Source organism: Duganella sp. HH101 (assembly GCF_001758795.1).
Classification (GTDB): Bacteria; Pseudomonadota; Gammaproteobacteria; order Burkholderiales; family Burkholderiaceae_D; genus Rugamonas; species Rugamonas rivuli.
The window spans coordinates 123,647-138,111 of record NZ_LRON01000008.1; the positions used below are offsets into that span (position 1 = coordinate 123,647).

Consider the following 14,465-nt stretch of genomic DNA (forward strand, 5'->3'; position numbering starts at 1 on the left):
GCACGGCATTTTCAACCGCAGCAAGCAGCTGCTTCAACGGCCAGGCCAATTCCCGCGCGGCGGCGGGCGGCGCACAATTTGGGCATCCACTCAACGAAAGGACTGCCCATGAAACGCTCCCTCCTGCCCGCCGCCTTGCTGCTGGCCGGCGCCGTCAACGTTGCCTACGCCGACAACACCACCGACCTCACCATCCAGGCAGCCCGCCGCTACGCCGCCTTCTGGAACACCGGCGACCCGGCACTGGCCGCGCAGGCGCTGGCCCCGGACTTCATGGACCGCACCTTGCCCGCCGGGCGCGAGCAGGGCGTCAACGGCCCGCTGCAAGCGTCGAAAGGCTTCCGCGCCGCCGTGCCGGACCTGAAGGCCGAAATCACCGACATGGTCGTCAACGGCGACCGCGTGGCCGTGCACCTGCATTTCAGCGGCCACTTCACCGGCCAGTTCGGCGCAACCGCCGGCAAGGGCCAGGCGATCGACTTCCAGGCCTTCGACCTGTACCGCGTGGCCGACGGCCGCATCGCCGAGAACTGGCACCTGGAAGACAACCTGACGCTGTTGCAGCAAATGGGCGTCATGCCAGGTCTGCAAAGCGCTCCAGCAAAAACTCAATAAGCAGCGTAATGCGCGGCGGCTGATAGCGGTTGCGGTGATAGAGCAGGTTGAGCGGCGCGCTCTCGGTGAAGTATTCGTCCAGCACCGTCGCCAGCCTGCCGCTGCGCAGATCGCCCGCGATATCGAGGATGGACTTGTACGCATAGCCCTGGCCCGCGATGGCCCACTTGCGTATCACCTCGCCGTCGTTGCTCTGCTGCGTGCGGCGCACGCGCACCGCGCGCTTCTCGTCCGCCTCGTCGTTGCTGCAATAACGCCACTCCTGCATCGGCCCCAGCGCCGTCACCAGCACCAGCGTCGGCAGCTGCGCCAGCTCTTCCGGCGTGGCCGGGCCGCCCGTCTGCGCGATCAGCGCCGGCGACGCGCACACCACGCGCCGGCTCGGCGCCAGCACGCGCCGCACCATCTCGCTGTCGGCCAGCTGGCCGTAGCGGATCGCCAGGTCGATATCGTCCTGCACCATGTTGGCGGTGGTGTCGCTCAGCGTCAGCGCGTACTGCAGCTCCGGGTGCAGCGCGCGGAACTCGTCGAGCATCGGCATCAGCACATTGCGGCCCAGGTCCGACGGCGCCGAAATCTTTACCATTCCGCGCACGCCGTCGCCACCCGCATGCAGGCCGGCTTCCGCCTCCGCCATCAGCGCCATCGCCTGCTCGCTGAAGTGGCGGTACATCTGGCCTTCCTCGGTCAACCGCAGCTGGCGCGTGGTGCGCTCGAACAGCTTGACCTGCAACGACGCCTCCAGCCGCTGGATGCAGGCGCTGGCCGCCGCCGGCGACATGCCTTGCTTGCGGCCGGCGGCGGAAAAGCTGCCCAGCTGCGCCGCGTCCAGGAACAGGCGGATGGTGCTGAAACGATCGGCGCCGTTATCCATGGATCACCACCGTGCAGGTCGTGCCGGCCACCAGGTCGAGGCCCTTGGGCTGCTCGTCGATGTGGATGCGCACCGGCACGCGCTGCGCCAGCCGCACCCAGTTGAAGGTGGGGTTGACGTCGGCCAGCAGCTCGCGGCCGGTGTTGGCGTCGCGGTCGGTGATGCCGTGGGCGATGCTTTCGATATGGCCTTTCAGCTGCGCCGCGCCGCTCATCAGGTGCACCTCGACGGCGTCGTTCACCTTCAACAGCGGCAGCTTGGTCTCTTCGAAGTAGCCGACCACGTAGAACGAGGCGCTATTGATCATCGCCAGCTTGGCCGCGCCGACGGCGGCGAAGTCGCCCGCATGCACGTTCAGGTTGGTGACGTAGCCGGTGACGGGGGCGCGCACCACCGTGCGCTCCAGATTGAGCTGGGCCAGATTGCGCGCCGCCAGCGCGGCCTGGTACTGCGCCGTCGCCGTGCCGACCGCGAATTCCGCCGTCTCCTTGTTCTCGGCCGAGACGATGGAACTGTCCAGTCCCGCGCGGCGGCTGGCTTCCTTGCTGCGCCGGCCTTTCTCCACCTGCTGCGACGCCAGCACGGCGTTGGCCTGCGCCAGCGCGCTCTGGTAGCGCGCCGCGTCGACCACGAACAGCACGTCGCCCTGCTTGACCAGCTGGTTGTCATGCACCTTCACCTCGGTGACGGTGCCGGCGACATCGGCGCTGATGGTGACGACATCGGCCTTGACGCGGCCGTCGCGGGTCCAGGCGGACTCCATGTAGTGGTCCCAGGCCGAACGCCCCATCCACAGGGCGGCGGCCAACAGCAGCATGGTCAGGAAAAAACGGAAGATTTTGGATGCACTCACGGCAGGCTTTCTGATTGAGATAAATTATTTATAATATTTTTGATTATTTGTAGAGCGTCACCAGCAGGGCGCTGAAGATGCAGGCAAACAGGCACAGGCGCACCAGCGCCGGATGCCAGCTGCGACGGTAGGCGCCGAGGTGGCTCAAGGCGCTGTCTAGCGCCACCTGCAACACCAGGCTGACGAGGAACAGCGGCAGCACGCCGGGCAGCAGTACGCCGAAAAAGTCTATCTCACGCGGCATGGTCGGTTTCTCCTGTAGCTATCTGGTCCAGCAGGGACGTGTAAATGGAATGCAGGTCGGTCAGCGCCGTTTGCAGGCGCAGCCTGCGCTCCGGCGTGGCCGAGGGCAGGGCGGCGCGCACGCTGGCGCCGGCGTCGAGTATCGATTGCAGCGCCGTACCGCCGCTGGCGCCCGACGGCGCCCGCAGGTAGGCGGCCAGTTCGCGCACCACCAGTTTCAGCGCCGCCGGCACCGGGCCTGGCTGCGAGCCGGCGATCAGCTGGCGCAGTTCGATCACGGCATGGCCCAGCTCCAGCAAGGTCAGGCCCTGGCGCACCACGGCGCGCGCGGCTTCGCCCGGCGCCGGGCCGGAGGCGGCGTTCAGTTGGCTGAGCAGGTCGCGCACGCGGTTGTCGAAGCGCCGCTTCAGGCGGTACATCGACGCGGTGCAAGCGCCTTGCGCCTCGCGCCACAGGGCGGCGGCAACGTGGTCCTTCTGGCCCATGGTGTGCTCGGGCAGCACCACCTTGAACATCAGGTAGGCCACCGCCACGCCCATGGTCAGCGACAGCTCGCTGCTCATGAAGCTTTCCACGTCGTAGCGCATCAGATTGGTCGGCACCAGCAGCGTCGCGCAGAACATGCAGATGCCGATGCCGACGCCGGCCCAGCGCGGGCTGGTCATCAGGTAGCTGCCAAGGACGAAGATCGGCAGCGCCGCCACGATCAGCGTCGGGAAGTCGTTGGCGCGCGCGACCAGGAAGAATTCGCTGACGAAGGCCAGCGGCGTGGCGAGCAAAAAACCGATCAGCACCTGCTGCACCAGCGCCGTGGGACGCGGCGACGACGAGGCCAGCGCGCAGAAGATGGTCGCCATCAGGATGGCGTTGCCGACGAAGGGCCAGGCCAGCCAGTACCAGGCCGACGCCGTCAGCAGCAGCGTGACGCCGGCGCGGAAGCCGCTGGCGGCGACGATGGCCGGCGGCGTCTTCGGCGTGTAGGAGCCGGGATCGCTGACCTGCTGGCGCTTTTCCTGCGCCAGGCCGTGATACAGGCCGGTGAAGGCCTCCATGTCGCGGGCGTAGCGCTCCAGCAGCTCCACCGCGGTGTCGAAGTCGATTTGTTGCGCGCGCGTGACCGGCGTGCTGGTTTCCGTGGCTTCCGCCTCGGCCAGCCGGCTGCGGGCGGCGGCGATGTCGGCGGCCAGCACGGTGCGCATGCTGGCCATGTGCTGCGGCGTCAGCTCGTCGCGCAGCGCCAGCGCCAGATGCGCGTGCATCGGCTCGACCAGCTCCAGCACCGGCTGCGCATGCCGTGGCGCGGCCCCGCGCAGTCGGTGGATCAGCCGGTGCAACGTATAGAATGTGGTCAGCACCGTCATGAAGGCGGCGTTGAAGGCGTGCAGCTGGCGCGTGTGCGAGCGTGGATGGTCCGCTTCGAAAAAAGCGGCGGCGCGGCCCGATTCCAGCGCGGCGATGTCGGCGGCGAACTTCAGGTGGCTTAGTTCCGTCTCGGCCGGCGTCAGGCGCTGCTCCAGCACCTGCGTGCAGAAACTGACGAAGCTGGCGTAGCGCGCCTGCACGGTGCGCATCACGGCGCGCGAATGGCGGCGCGGGAAGACCACGTCGTGCACCACGGCGGCGCAGATGATCCCCAGCCCGACCTCGGTGACGCGGGTGACGGCCAGCGTGAACACGCGGTCCGGCGAGTCGATGGCCGGCACCGCGATCATGCAGGCGGTGTAGCCGGCCAGGACGAAGCTGTACGACTGCTGGTTGCGGTGCATGGCGGCGCCGCCGGTGCACAGGGCGATCCAGACCGCCACGCCGATGAACAGCAGCGGCGGCGATTGCGGGAACAAGGCCACCAGCAGCAGCGAGGCCGCGCAGCCGACCAGCGTGCCGAGAAAACGGTAGAAGGCTTTTTCCAGCACCATGCCGCTGCTGGGCAGCGCCAGGATGACGGTGGTGGCGAGGGCGGTATAGGGGGCGTCAAGGCCGAGGCGGAAGGCCAGCCACAGCGCGGAGAAGGAGGCCAGCATGGTCTTGGCGACAAAGACCCAGCGTTCGCCCTCGGTGTTGAACCAGCCTTTGGCTTCCGCCGCCAGCCAGTGCATGGCTCCCCTGGCCGCGCTGGTGTCCGGGGTGGGAGTGGCGGCTTGGGGAGGGTTCATGGCGTCGATTCAGGCTATGTGAGTGCTTCTAAATTATCCAGCTGCCTTTTCAGCAGCCCTTCAAGTACTTTAACTTCTTCCGCGCTGTAGCCGTCGTAGGCATGGGTGGTGGCCGACCATACTTCCGGCAGCACCTTGGCGGCCAGCTCGCGGCCGGCGTCCGTCAGCGAGATCATCACGCAGCGGCGGTCGCCGGGGCGGTTGCCGCGCGTGATCAAGCCCTGGGATTCCAGGTCGTTGCAGACGCGCGTCAGGTTGGCCGGCTTTTCCATGCAGGCTTCGCCGAGCGTGGAGGCGGTCGATGTCTCGTCGTCCGAGCCGTACAGCACGGCCAACACCATGTAGCTGGCGTCGACCAGGTCGTATTTGCGCAGCGCCGCGTTGCTCAGGTCTTTCATCCGTTTCTGGATGTGGTAGGTCATGCGCAGTACGCGCATCAAATCCTCGGGGAAGTCCGGCATTCGGGCATGGATGTTTTTCAGGCGTTTTTTAGTCGCTTCAAAACTGCTCATTGCCTGCTCCTCATACGTTTTTCAAAGGCTTTGATTGTACTATCTAAGCATCACGGCAATTCCAGTTTTATGCCGCCACCCAGCGCGGTCATCAACAATGTGTAGTTATCTAGTTGTTTGCTAGCCACTTGCGCCATCTGCTGTTCTTCGTTCAATAACACCAACTGGGCGTTGATCACGTTCAGCGCATCGGTCATGCCGGCGCGGTAGGCGCGTTCCGCCAGCTGCTGCTGGCGCCGGGCCGAGGCCAGCGCGCGCTGCGCCAGCTTGTCCTGCTGCTTCACCGAATCGATGCGGACCACCGCGTTGGCCACGTCGGCCATCGCCTGCACCACGGCCGCGTTGTACTGCTCGACCGCACCATCATAGAGCGCGGTCTGGTTGCCCAATTGACTGCGCAGTCGTCCGCCTTCGAAGATCGGCAGGCTGATGGCCGGCGTCACGCCGCGCATGGCGGAGTTAGCGTCCAGGAAGTGTGTGAAGCCCAGCGACTGGAAGCCGACAAAGGCCGCCAGGTTGATGTTCGGGTAAAAATCGGCCTTGGCGCCGGCGATGCGGGCGCCGGCCGCTTCCACGCGCCAGCGCTGCGCCGCGATGTCGGGCCGGTGGCCGACCAGTTCCGCCGGCAGCGAGGCGGGCACCGCGTCGCCATGGCCGGCGTCGAGGGCCAGCATCGGCCGGGCGATCGCATCTCCGTCGCCCGGTCCTTTGCCGATCAGTGCCGCCAGCTGGTTGCGCAGCAGGGCGATCGATTCTCCGATCTGCTCATGCTCGCGCCGTCCCGCCGGCAGCGTGGTTTCTATGCTCGCGACTTCGATCTCGCTGGCCAGCCCCGCGGCCTGGCGCTTGCGCGTGATCTCCAGGATGCGCTGGCGCTGCGCCAGGTTTTGCGCCACGCTGTCCTGCAGCGCGTATTCCAGCGACAGCTGGATGTAGCTGCGCACGATGGCCGATTCCAGCGTCAGCCGCGCCATCTGCGATTCCGCCGACGCCATGTGCACCTCGTCCAGCGCGGCGGCCAGCGCATCGCGGTTGCGGCCCCACAGATCCAGGTCGTAGGAGCCGGACAGGGTGGCGGTATTCTTCCACGCGTAGTTGCCGGCCAATGGAGCGGGCACGGTGCTGTGCGCGGAATACAGTTCGCGGTCGGCGTTGGCGGAGGCGTTCACCTGCGGCAGCGTGCCGGCCCTGGCGACGCCGGCCAGTGCTTCGGCCTGGTGCACGCGGGCCTGGGTGGCGCGCAGCGACGGATTGTCGGCCAGCGCGGCGGCCACCAGCTTGTTCAGCTGCGCGTCATGCAGCGCTTCCCACCATTGCTGCCCGGGCCAGGCGACATTGGCGCTGGCGGCGGCGATGGCTTTGCCGGCATTGAGTTCGGCCGGTTTCAGCGCGGTGGCCTGCGGCTTGACCTTGCCCACGTCGGCGCAGCCGGCCAGCACCGCCAGCACGCATGCGGCGAGGGCGGTGGTCTGGAGGGCGCGTGGCGTTTGCATGGACTGGGCTTCCGATTACTTGCGTATTACTTGGTGTAGTGCTTCTTGGTCTGGGCGACATCCATGTCGGCTTCGTTTTCGATCAGCGTGCCGTTCTTGCGCGCTTCGAGGAACTCCGCCTGCACCTGGGCGCGGGTCAGGCCGGCGGGTTGGGCTTTGGTGGTCGACGCCAGCGCGCCGTTGGCGACGGCGGTTTGCGCGGCGTTGGTGGTTGCTGCGGTTGCCGTGGCGGCGGCCGGTGCGGTGGTCTGCGCGAAGGCGCTGCTGACGGTAGTGGCCGTGGCGGCGATGGCAAATGCTGCGGTGGCTGCGGCGCGGATCAGATTTTTGGTCGTGGTGCTCATGGCGTTACTCCTTGGTTGGCTGCGGTATGGAGTAACTATAGAGATGAATATTACATTTGTAAAGTAAAAAATACCTATCGGCACGATAGCCTTTATGCGCGCATCCGCACGGAAGGGCGGCGGCGGCAGTGGTCAAATCGGGTTTTTCACTGGAAGGAGCAGATCATGGCTGACAGCACCCTGGACCCGGACAATATTCCGGTAGGTACCGACCGCACACTGGGGCGCGGCCACGGCACGCGCGCATTGGGCCCCAGCGACAACTCCGACAGCGGCAGCGACGTCGCCGGTGAGCCGGACGTGGGCCTCGATAGCGACACCGACGCGGAGGGCACGGGCGAACGCGCCGGTGTCGATGTCGAGACGCTGCCTTCCGATGCGGACATCGGCTTCGATCACATTGAAACGATCCCGGTGGTGGATGGCGAATTCCGCGAGGTTGCGGAGGCCGGGGATGCAGCGTCGGACGAGCGGGGAGAGCGGCGCGACTGGTCGCGTACTAGCTCGCCGCCGACATCGCGTCCGTAAGCCAGTCGACGAACACGCGCACGCGCGGCGACAGCTGGCGCGCGTGCGGATACAGCACCGATACCGGCATCGGCTTGGGCCGCCACGCGCCCAGCACTTCGCGCAGGGCGCCGCTCTCCAGCAGGCCGGCGACGTGATAGCGCGGCAGCTGCACCAGGCCTTGATTCCAGGTCCGGATAGCGGTCCGTCTTTATTCGCCTGCGGTCACGCAGCCGGGATGTCGACCACGAAGCGGCAGCCGCGCGGCTGTACGGCTTCCAGCCGCACGGCGCCGCGCAAGCCCTGGGCCGCGCGCTGCACGATGGACAATCCCAGTCCCGAGCCGGAGACGTTCTGGCCCGCGCAGCGGTAGAAGCGTTCGAACACCAGCGCCTGTTCGGCGGCGGGGATGCCGGGACCGTTGTCGCTGACGGCCAGGCGCAGCGTGCCGTCGATGCGGGCCAGTTCCACCGTCACTTGCCCGCCATCGTCGATGTAGCGCACCGCGTTGTGCAGCAGGTTGTGCAGGATGGAGAGGAAGGCGTGGTGGTCCAGCGCATGCGGCAGCGCGTCCGGAGCCTCCAGCGACAGTTCGATGTCGCGCTCCATCGCCGCCGGCGCCAGGTCGACGATGGCTTGCCGCGCCATTTGCGCCGCATCCAGCGGTTGCAGCGACAGGCCTTTTTCGGTGCCGCGCTCCAGCTGCGCCATCTCCATCAGCTGCTGCACCAGGTGGGAGGCGCGGGCGATGGCGTGGTCCATGCGCTGCTCGGCCTCGTCGCGCTGCGCCTGGTCCTGCGCCTTCACCAGCACGTGGGCCTGCACCGAGATCACCGCCATCGGCGTGCGCAGCTCGTGGGCGGCGTCGTGGACGAAGCTGGTCTCGCGCGCCACGCGGCGGCGCAGCTGGTCCAGCAGATTGTCCAGTGCTGTCGCCAGCGGCTTGAGCTCCTGGTACTTCGGCACGATGTTCAGCGGCGTCAGGTCATGGCCGCCCTTGCCGACGATGTGGGCCGACAGCTCCTGCAAGGGCTTCAATCCGCGCCGCACCGCGATCCACAGCGGCAGCACCACCAGCGGCAGCGCGATCAGCATGTTGACGCCCAGTTCCGCGCCCATGCGGCGTAATATCCACCAGTTGGAGATCTTCTGCGCCGCCACGGTCACGGCCCACGCGCCCACGCGGCGCTGGTGGATGCGGAATGGCTGGCCGGCGATCTCGGTGCTGCCGATGTCCACGCCCGGATTCGGCAGCGGCGTGCCTTTCGTCTCGGGCGACAGGTAGATGCGCGTGCCGTCCGCGCGCGACAGCTGCAGCGCCAGGATGCCTGGCACGCCTTGGTCGCGATAGCTCTGGTTGATCAGGTTGGAGGTGGCGGCCAGCGCGGCGCGTGCCACCTCTTCGCTCTGCACGCCATCCAGCGTCACCTGCACATTGTCGCCGAGGGCGCGCACGCGGCGGTCGAAGTCTTCGCGATCGATGGCGACGGAAAGCTCGCGCCCCATCAGCACCAGCCACACCAGGCAGAACGCCGCCAGCAGCGACAGCATCACGCGCCGCACCAGCGTCGGCTGGCCCAGGTTCAGTTTCAGTTTTTGCATGCGGCGAGTATAACCGCAGCCATCTTAAGGTGAGCCAAAGGTTGTCTCGCCTACAATCCACCATCAACCGAACCACCGAGCTTACTTGTGACTGGACGATCCTGCCCACAGATTGATGGCGCCTTCCTTGGCCAGCGCATCGATGTCCGCCAGCTCCCTGGCGCTGAAGCCCAGGTTCTGCAAGGCCGCCACGTTCTCGCGGATCTGCGCGCTGCTGCTGGCGCCGATCAGCGTGGACGTGACGCGCGGATCGCGCAGCACCCAGGCCAGCGCCATCTGCGCCAGCGTCTGGCCGCGCGCCTTGGCGATCTCGTTCAGGCCGCGCACGCGTTCGAGGTTTTCCTCGCTCAGGTGGGCCTTCTGCAACGAGCCGCCGCCCGGGCGGTTGATGCGCGAGTCTTCCGGAATGCCGTTCAGGTACTTGTCGCTCAGGATGCCCTGCGCCAGTGCGGTAAAGGTGATGCAGCCCATGCCCTGGCTGGCCAGCGTGTCGAGCAGGTCTTCCTCGATCCAGCGGTTCAGCATATTGTAGGACGGCTGGTGGATCAGGCACGGCACCTTCCACTCGGCCAGCAGGCGCGCCGCCTCGGCGGTCTTCTCGGCGGAGTAGGACGACACGCCCACGTACAGGGCCTTGCCCTGCCGGACTGCATGCGCCAGCGCGCCCATGGTTTCCTCCAGCGGCGTGTCCGGATCGAAGCGATGCGAGTAGAAGATGTCGACGTAGTCGAGGCCCATGCGCTGCAGGCTTTGATCCAGGCTGGCCAGCACGTACTTGCGCGAACCGCCGCCCTGGCCGTAGGGGCCAGGCCACATGTCCCAGCCGGCCTTGGTGGAGACGATCAGCTCATCGCGGTAGGGCTTGAAGTCTTCCTTGTACAGGTGGCCGAAGTTGGTTTCGGCCGCGCCATACGGCGGCCCGTAGTTATTGGCCAGGTCGAAGTGGGTGATGCCCAGGTCGAAGGCGGTGCGCAGCATGTCGCGCTGCGAGGCGAGGGTGTTGGTGTCGCCGAAGTTGTGCCACAGTCCGAGGGACATCAAAGGCAGTTTCAGGCCGCTGCGGCCGCAGGTGCGGTACTGCATGGCTTCATAGCGTTGCGGCGATGCGAGATAGGTCATGTCGAATGCTCCAGGATTAAGAGGGCGTCCGCGATTATAGGCATGTCGGCGGACTCCCGCCGCATGCGTCCCAGGCGTTCATTTTTGCAAACCATCGCGGCATGTGTCGATTCGTCGCATTTCCGCAGCTTGCCGGCCTGAGTTTAGGCATGCTGCTATCTTTGGGATCGGAGCCAGTGTAGATGTTCAGACTATCGTTTTCCATGATGCTGCGCGACTGGCGCGCGGGCGAGTTGCGCTTCCTGCTGGCGGCGCTGATGCTGTCGGTGGCCGCGCTGTCGTCGGTGAACTTCTTCACCGCGCGGATGGGCGCCAGCATAGCGCGCAACGCCGGCCAGGTGCTGGCGGCAGACCTGGTGCTGGCTTCAGACCAGCCGCTACCCGCCGACATATGCGCCGAGGCGCAGCGGCGCGGCTTGCGCAGCGCCGACACCGTCGCCATGTTGAGCATGGCCGTCGCCGGTATAGATGATGACGGCCTGTCCATGCTGGTCGCGCTGAAGAGCGTCAGCGATGCCTATCCCTTGCGCGGCAAAATGAAACTGCGCCGCGATGGCCAGCCGGACGCCATCGCCACCGGCGCTCCCAAGCCCGGCACGGTGTGGGTAGACCGGACGTTGACGGCCGCGCTGAACCTGCGCATCGGCGCCACTGTACGCATCGGCGACCGCAGCCTGGCGGTGGCGGAGGTGATCGCGTCGGAGCCCGATGCCGCCGCATCCTTCATCACGCTGGCGCCGCGCGCCATGATGTCCGCCGCCGACCTGATGTCCACCAATCTGCTGCAGCAGCACGCCATGGCCACCCACCGCCTGCTGTTGGCGGGCGAGCCGGCGCAGGTGGCGGCGTTCGAACAATGGATCAAGGCACGCGTCGCGGCAGCGCCCAAGCTGGGTATCGAAATCAGCTCGATCGCCTCCATGGGCAAGGACAGCCAGTCCATGCAGGATCAGGTGCACCAGTTCCTGTCGCTGGTCAGCCTGTTGTCCGCGCTGCTGGCGGGGATAGCGGTGGCGATGGCGGCGCGCCGCTTCATGCAGCGCCACCTCGACGCCTGCGCCGTGATGCGCTGCCTGGGCCAGACGCAATCGCAGCAGATGCGCATGTATCTGCTGGAGTTCCTGATGCTCGGCGCGGCCGGCAGCGTGGGCGGGGTGTTGCTCGGTTACGGCAGCCATTTCGTGCTGCTGGAGTGGCTGGGCAAGCTGGTGGCCGCCGACCTGCCGCCGCCAGGCTGGCAGCCGGCGGTGCAGGGGCTGGCGGCGGGGATGGTGCTGCTGCTTGGCTTCGCGCTGCCGCCGCTGCTCCAGCTGCGCAATGTGTCGCAGGTGCGCCTGCTGCGCCGCGAGCAGGAAGCACCGCAGGCGCGCACGATCGCCAGCTACGTGCTGGGCGCCGCCATGTTCGCAGCGCTGCTGGTGTGGCAGACCGGCGATGCCATGCTCGGCCTGATCGCGGCTGCCGCCTTTGCGCTGTGCGGGGTGGTATTCGGCCTGGTGGCCTGGCTGGGGATCGGCTCGCTGCAGCGGATGCGCGGCCTGTTCGACCACCCCGCATGGCGCTTCGCCATCACCGACATGCGCCGCCGTCCCGCCGCCAGCGTAACGCAGATCGTCGCGCTGGCGCTGGGCCTGACCGCCTTGCTGCTGTTGACAGTGGTGCGCGGCGACCTGCTGGCGACATGGCGGCAAGCCACGCCGGAAGGAGCGCCGAACCACTACATCATCAACATCCAGCCGGACCAGCAGCAGGAACTGGCCGCGCGCCTGAGAAGCTACGGCCGGCCGGAGATGCATGTCCTGAGCCGGGGACGGCTGATCGCCATCAACGGCAAGCCCGCCAAATCGGACGATCCGCGCGCCAAGGAGATGGTCGAGCGTGAAATCGAAATCGAGCAGGCCAGCCAGCTGCGGGCGCCCAATACCCTCACGGCCGGCCGCTGGTATGACGGCAGCGCGGCGGAGACCTCGATGGACAAGGGCATCGCCGAAATCCTCGGCATCAAGCTGGGCGACCGCGTGACCTTCGACGTGGCCGGCGAGGCGCTGGACGTCAAAGTCACCAGCCTGCGCAAAGTGGATTGGCGCGCGCACCAGGTCGGCGCCGCATTCGAGGTGTCGCCCAAGCTGATGGCCGGCATGCCCATGACGCTGGCGACCGCGGTGCATGTGCCCCAGGACGACCGGCGCTTCTCCTACCTGCTGGCGCGCGACTATCCGAACCTGAGCGTGTTCGATATCAGCGCCTTCCTTCAGCGGATGCAGGAAACGCTGGCGCAGGTCAGCGCGGCGGTGGAATTTTTGTTCGCGTTCACGCTGGCGTCCGGATTGCTGGTACTGTACGCCGCGATGGCCGGATCGCTGGATGCGCGCAAGCGCCAGGCAGCCTTGTTGCGCGCCTTGGGCGCTACGCGCGGCCAGTTGTCGCAGGCGCAGTGGATAGAGCATCTGCTGACCGGCGCCCTGGCGGGCTTGCTGGCTGCCGGCGGCGCCACTGCCGCCAGCTGGGCGCTGGCGCGATTCAGCTTTCATCTGGAATGGCATTGGTCGCCGTTGTTGTGGGCCGCCGGCCTGGCGGCCGGCGCGGTGTGCGCCCTGTTCGGCGGATGGGCGGGTTTGCGCAATGTGCTGAACCAGCCGCCATTACTCAGTCTTCGGGAAAATTAGGAGTAGTTATGACGAATATGAATCTCGCCGCCAGCCTGCTGCGGCCCGCCATCGCGGTCAGGAACCTCGGCAAGCGGGTGGCCGACGCCACCGGCGAACTGACCATCCTGCATGATATCGACCTGACTGTGCAGAGCGGGGAGACGCTCGCCATCGTCGGCGCTTCCGGCTCGGGCAAGTCCACGCTGCTGGGCATACTGGCGGGGTTGGACCTGCCGACCAGCGGCACGGTCGTGTTGGAGAACACGGATATCTTCCAGCTCAGCGAAGACGGCCGCGCCGTATTCCGCCAGCAGAACGTCGGCTTTGTGTTCCAGTCCTTCCAGCTGTTGCCGCACTTGTCCGCTCTGGAGAACGTCATGCTGCCGCTGGAACTGCGCGGCGACGACGAGGCGAAGGAGAAGGCGGCGGCGATGCTGGAGCGGGTAGGGCTGTCGGCCCGCCTGCGGCACTACCCGAAGTACATGTCCGGTGGCGAGCAGCAGCGGGTGGCGCTGGCCCGCGCCTTCGTGTGCGAACCGCCGCTGCTGCTGGCCGACGAGCCGACCGGCGCGCTCGACGCGGCCACCGGCGCAGCGGTGATAGAACTGATGTTCGCGCTGAATCGCGAACGGGGTTCGACGCTGGTGATGGTCACGCACGACCTGTCCGTCGCCGCGCGCTGCGGCAGAACCGTTATCATGAATGCAGGCCGTCTGGGCCAGTCTGAGAAAGAGGATTGAATGCGTTTGCCACACCTGATGTTGATACCCGCGCTGGCCCTGGCCGGCTCCGCAGCCCGTGCCGACGGCCTGGCCGATCTGAAATCGGCCCTGGAGCGCCTGCAGGAACCGGCGCCGTTGAAGGTGTCGCTGGATTCGAGCGTATGGCGCCGCAACGGCGAAGGCAAGGATGCTGACGAGACCAATGGCCAGGCGGCGGTCGTCATCGAGGACGGGCCGCGCGGCATGCAGCTCAGCTACAGCCGCGAGATGCTGGCCAAGCTGGATGCCGAGGCCACGGCCGTCGCCCGCAATCCCAATGCCAAGACGCCGACGCTGAACGCCGCCCGCGAATTCAGTCCGACCGACCTGCGGCCCATGATCTCCGCCGCGAGCAGCCTGTCGCACATGCTGGAGAAGACCAGCCTCCTGACCGAGAAGGCCGACGTCTACCAGGGCAAGCCGGCGCGCGTGCTGACCTTCGCGCAGGGCATCGACGCGGTGAGCGACCGCGATCGGAAGTACGTCAAGGAGTTCGAGGGGCGGGTGCACGTATGGATCGCGGCCGACGGCACGCCGCTGGCCAGCCGCATTACGCAGAACGTCTACGGCCGCGCCTTCATCGTCGTTACATTCGAAGCGAAGAACGAAGAGTCCAGCGTCTACGCGCTGGCGGGCACGCGCCTGGTCGCAGTCCGCAAGGAGAGCCGCAACACGGCGTCCGGTGCGGGCGAGAAGAGCGACCAGAAGATCGTCAAAACCCTGCAGATCCTGTAAGCGGCC

14 protein-coding genes and 1 pseudogene are annotated in these 14,465 nt (G+C 66.9%); 5 read left to right on the forward strand and 10 right to left on the reverse strand.

Translation table 11 applies throughout. The features are described from left to right. Positions 1-108 precede the first annotated feature (108 nt). Positions 109-615, forward strand: coding sequence for an ester cyclase (locus DUGA2_RS14860; RefSeq protein ID WP_070270006.1), 507 nt, complete (start codon positions 109-111; stop codon positions 613-615). On the opposite strand, the gene DUGA2_RS14865 is transcribed toward DUGA2_RS14860, so the two are convergent. Genes DUGA2_RS14865 through DUGA2_RS14895 form a run of 7 tightly spaced genes read right to left on the reverse strand, consistent with a single transcriptional unit; the run spans position 575 to position 7,087 of the window. Continuing rightward, positions 575-1,489: a LysR family transcriptional regulator gene (locus DUGA2_RS14865; RefSeq protein ID WP_070270007.1), complete on the reverse strand. Its 915-nt coding sequence runs from the start codon at positions 1,487-1,489 to the stop codon at positions 575-577. The genes DUGA2_RS14860 and DUGA2_RS14865 overlap by 41 nt on opposite strands. Then, positions 1,482-2,342, reverse strand: coding sequence for an efflux RND transporter periplasmic adaptor subunit (locus DUGA2_RS14870; protein ID WP_070270009.1), 861 nt, complete (start codon positions 2,340-2,342; stop codon positions 1,482-1,484). The genes DUGA2_RS14865 and DUGA2_RS14870 overlap by 8 nt, the downstream gene beginning before the upstream one ends. Before the next feature lie 43 nt (positions 2,343-2,385). Further along, positions 2,386-2,586, reverse strand: a complete 201-nt coding sequence (locus DUGA2_RS14875) for a DUF1656 domain-containing protein (RefSeq protein WP_008446277.1) — start codon at positions 2,584-2,586, stop codon at positions 2,386-2,388. Then, a complete protein-coding gene (locus tag DUGA2_RS14880) occupies positions 2,576-4,738 on the reverse strand; it encodes an FUSC family protein (protein ID WP_070270011.1) in 2,163 nt (720 codons plus the stop codon). Before DUGA2_RS14880 ends, DUGA2_RS14875 begins: the two co-directional genes overlap by 11 nt. Before the next feature lie 14 nt (positions 4,739-4,752). After that, positions 4,753-5,250, reverse strand: a complete 498-nt coding sequence (locus tag DUGA2_RS14885; RefSeq protein ID WP_008446279.1) for a MarR family winged helix-turn-helix transcriptional regulator — start codon at positions 5,248-5,250, stop codon at positions 4,753-4,755. A gap of 50 nt (positions 5,251-5,300) precedes the next feature. Beyond that, entirely contained in the window at positions 5,301-6,743 is a 1,443-nt protein-coding gene (locus DUGA2_RS14890; protein WP_070270012.1) for an efflux transporter outer membrane subunit, read from the reverse strand. Between the two features lie 26 nt (positions 6,744-6,769). Then, positions 6,770-7,087, reverse strand: a complete 318-nt coding sequence (locus tag DUGA2_RS14895) for a DUF4148 domain-containing protein (RefSeq protein ID WP_070270014.1) — start codon at positions 7,085-7,087, stop codon at positions 6,770-6,772. 165 nt (positions 7,088-7,252) lie between these two features. Between DUGA2_RS14895 and DUGA2_RS14900 the strand changes: the two genes are divergently transcribed. Continuing rightward, complete coding sequence (locus DUGA2_RS14900; RefSeq protein WP_070270015.1) at positions 7,253-7,615, forward strand: hypothetical protein; 363 nt, start codon at positions 7,253-7,255, stop codon at positions 7,613-7,615. Here the strand turns inward: DUGA2_RS14900 and DUGA2_RS14905 are convergent. The 3 genes and pseudogenes from DUGA2_RS14905 to mgrA all read right to left on the reverse strand — a co-directional run. Next, a pseudogene (locus DUGA2_RS14905) lies at positions 7,587-7,775 on the reverse strand (LysR substrate-binding domain-containing protein); the annotation flags it as partial. The gene DUGA2_RS14900 and the pseudogene DUGA2_RS14905 overlap by 29 nt on opposite strands. 44 nt (positions 7,776-7,819) lie before the next feature. Next, positions 7,820-9,196, reverse strand: a complete 1,377-nt coding sequence (locus DUGA2_RS14910; RefSeq protein WP_070270019.1) for a HAMP domain-containing sensor histidine kinase — start codon at positions 9,194-9,196, stop codon at positions 7,820-7,822. An 81-nt stretch (positions 9,197-9,277) separates the two neighbouring features. Beyond that, the gene (gene mgrA / locus DUGA2_RS14915; RefSeq protein ID WP_070270021.1) at positions 9,278-10,315 is read right to left on the reverse strand and encodes an L-glyceraldehyde 3-phosphate reductase; all 1,038 of its coding nucleotides are present in this window, start codon (positions 10,313-10,315) and stop codon (positions 9,278-9,280) included. Positions 10,316-10,497: 182 nt separating this feature from the next. On the opposite strand from mgrA, the gene DUGA2_RS14920 reads away from it, so the two are divergent. The 3 genes from DUGA2_RS14920 to DUGA2_RS14930 are packed head-to-tail and all read left to right on the forward strand — an operon-like array spanning position 10,498 to position 14,459. Further along, positions 10,498-12,981, forward strand: coding sequence for an ABC transporter permease (locus DUGA2_RS14920; RefSeq protein WP_070270023.1), 2,484 nt, complete (start codon positions 10,498-10,500; stop codon positions 12,979-12,981). A gap of 8 nt (positions 12,982-12,989) precedes the next feature. Next, the gene (locus DUGA2_RS14925) at positions 12,990-13,703 is read left to right on the forward strand and encodes an ABC transporter ATP-binding protein (protein WP_070270025.1); all 714 of its coding nucleotides are present in this window, start codon (positions 12,990-12,992) and stop codon (positions 13,701-13,703) included. Continuing rightward, positions 13,704-14,459: a hypothetical protein gene (locus DUGA2_RS14930; protein WP_070270027.1), complete on the forward strand. Its 756-nt coding sequence runs from the start codon at positions 13,704-13,706 to the stop codon at positions 14,457-14,459. Positions 14,460-14,465 lie beyond the last annotated feature (6 nt).

Bases quoted from the DNA above. Each gene is read 5' to 3' on its own strand.
- mgrA (WP_070270021.1), bottom strand. From the start codon at position 10,315: ATGACCTATCTCGCATCGCCGCAACGCTATGAAGCCATGCAGTACCGC.
- DUGA2_RS14900 (WP_070270015.1), top strand. From the start codon at position 7,253: ATGGCTGACAGCACCCTGGACCCGGACAATATTCCGGTAGGTACCGAC.
- DUGA2_RS14930 (WP_070270027.1), top strand. From the start codon at position 13,704: ATGCGTTTGCCACACCTGATGTTGATACCCGCGCTGGCCCTGGCCGGC.
- DUGA2_RS14920 (WP_070270023.1), top strand. From the start codon at position 10,498: ATGTTCAGACTATCGTTTTCCATGATGCTGCGCGACTGGCGCGCGGGC.
- DUGA2_RS14860 (WP_070270006.1), top strand. From the start codon at position 109: ATGAAACGCTCCCTCCTGCCCGCCGCCTTGCTGCTGGCCGGCGCCGTC.
- DUGA2_RS14880 (WP_070270011.1), bottom strand. From the start codon at position 4,738: ATGAACCCTCCCCAAGCCGCCACTCCCACCCCGGACACCAGCGCGGCC.
- DUGA2_RS14875 (WP_008446277.1), bottom strand. From the start codon at position 2,586: ATGCCGCGTGAGATAGACTTTTTCGGCGTACTGCTGCCCGGCGTGCTG.
- DUGA2_RS14925 (WP_070270025.1), top strand. From the start codon at position 12,990: ATGACGAATATGAATCTCGCCGCCAGCCTGCTGCGGCCCGCCATCGCG.
- DUGA2_RS14890 (WP_070270012.1), bottom strand. From the start codon at position 6,743: ATGCAAACGCCACGCGCCCTCCAGACCACCGCCCTCGCCGCATGCGTG.
- DUGA2_RS14910 (WP_070270019.1), bottom strand. From the start codon at position 9,196: ATGCAAAAACTGAAACTGAACCTGGGCCAGCCGACGCTGGTGCGGCGC.
- DUGA2_RS14895 (WP_070270014.1), bottom strand. From the start codon at position 7,087: ATGAGCACCACGACCAAAAATCTGATCCGCGCCGCAGCCACCGCAGCA.
- DUGA2_RS14865 (WP_070270007.1), bottom strand. From the start codon at position 1,489: ATGGATAACGGCGCCGATCGTTTCAGCACCATCCGCCTGTTCCTGGAC.
- DUGA2_RS14885 (WP_008446279.1), bottom strand. From the start codon at position 5,250: ATGAGCAGTTTTGAAGCGACTAAAAAACGCCTGAAAAACATCCATGCC.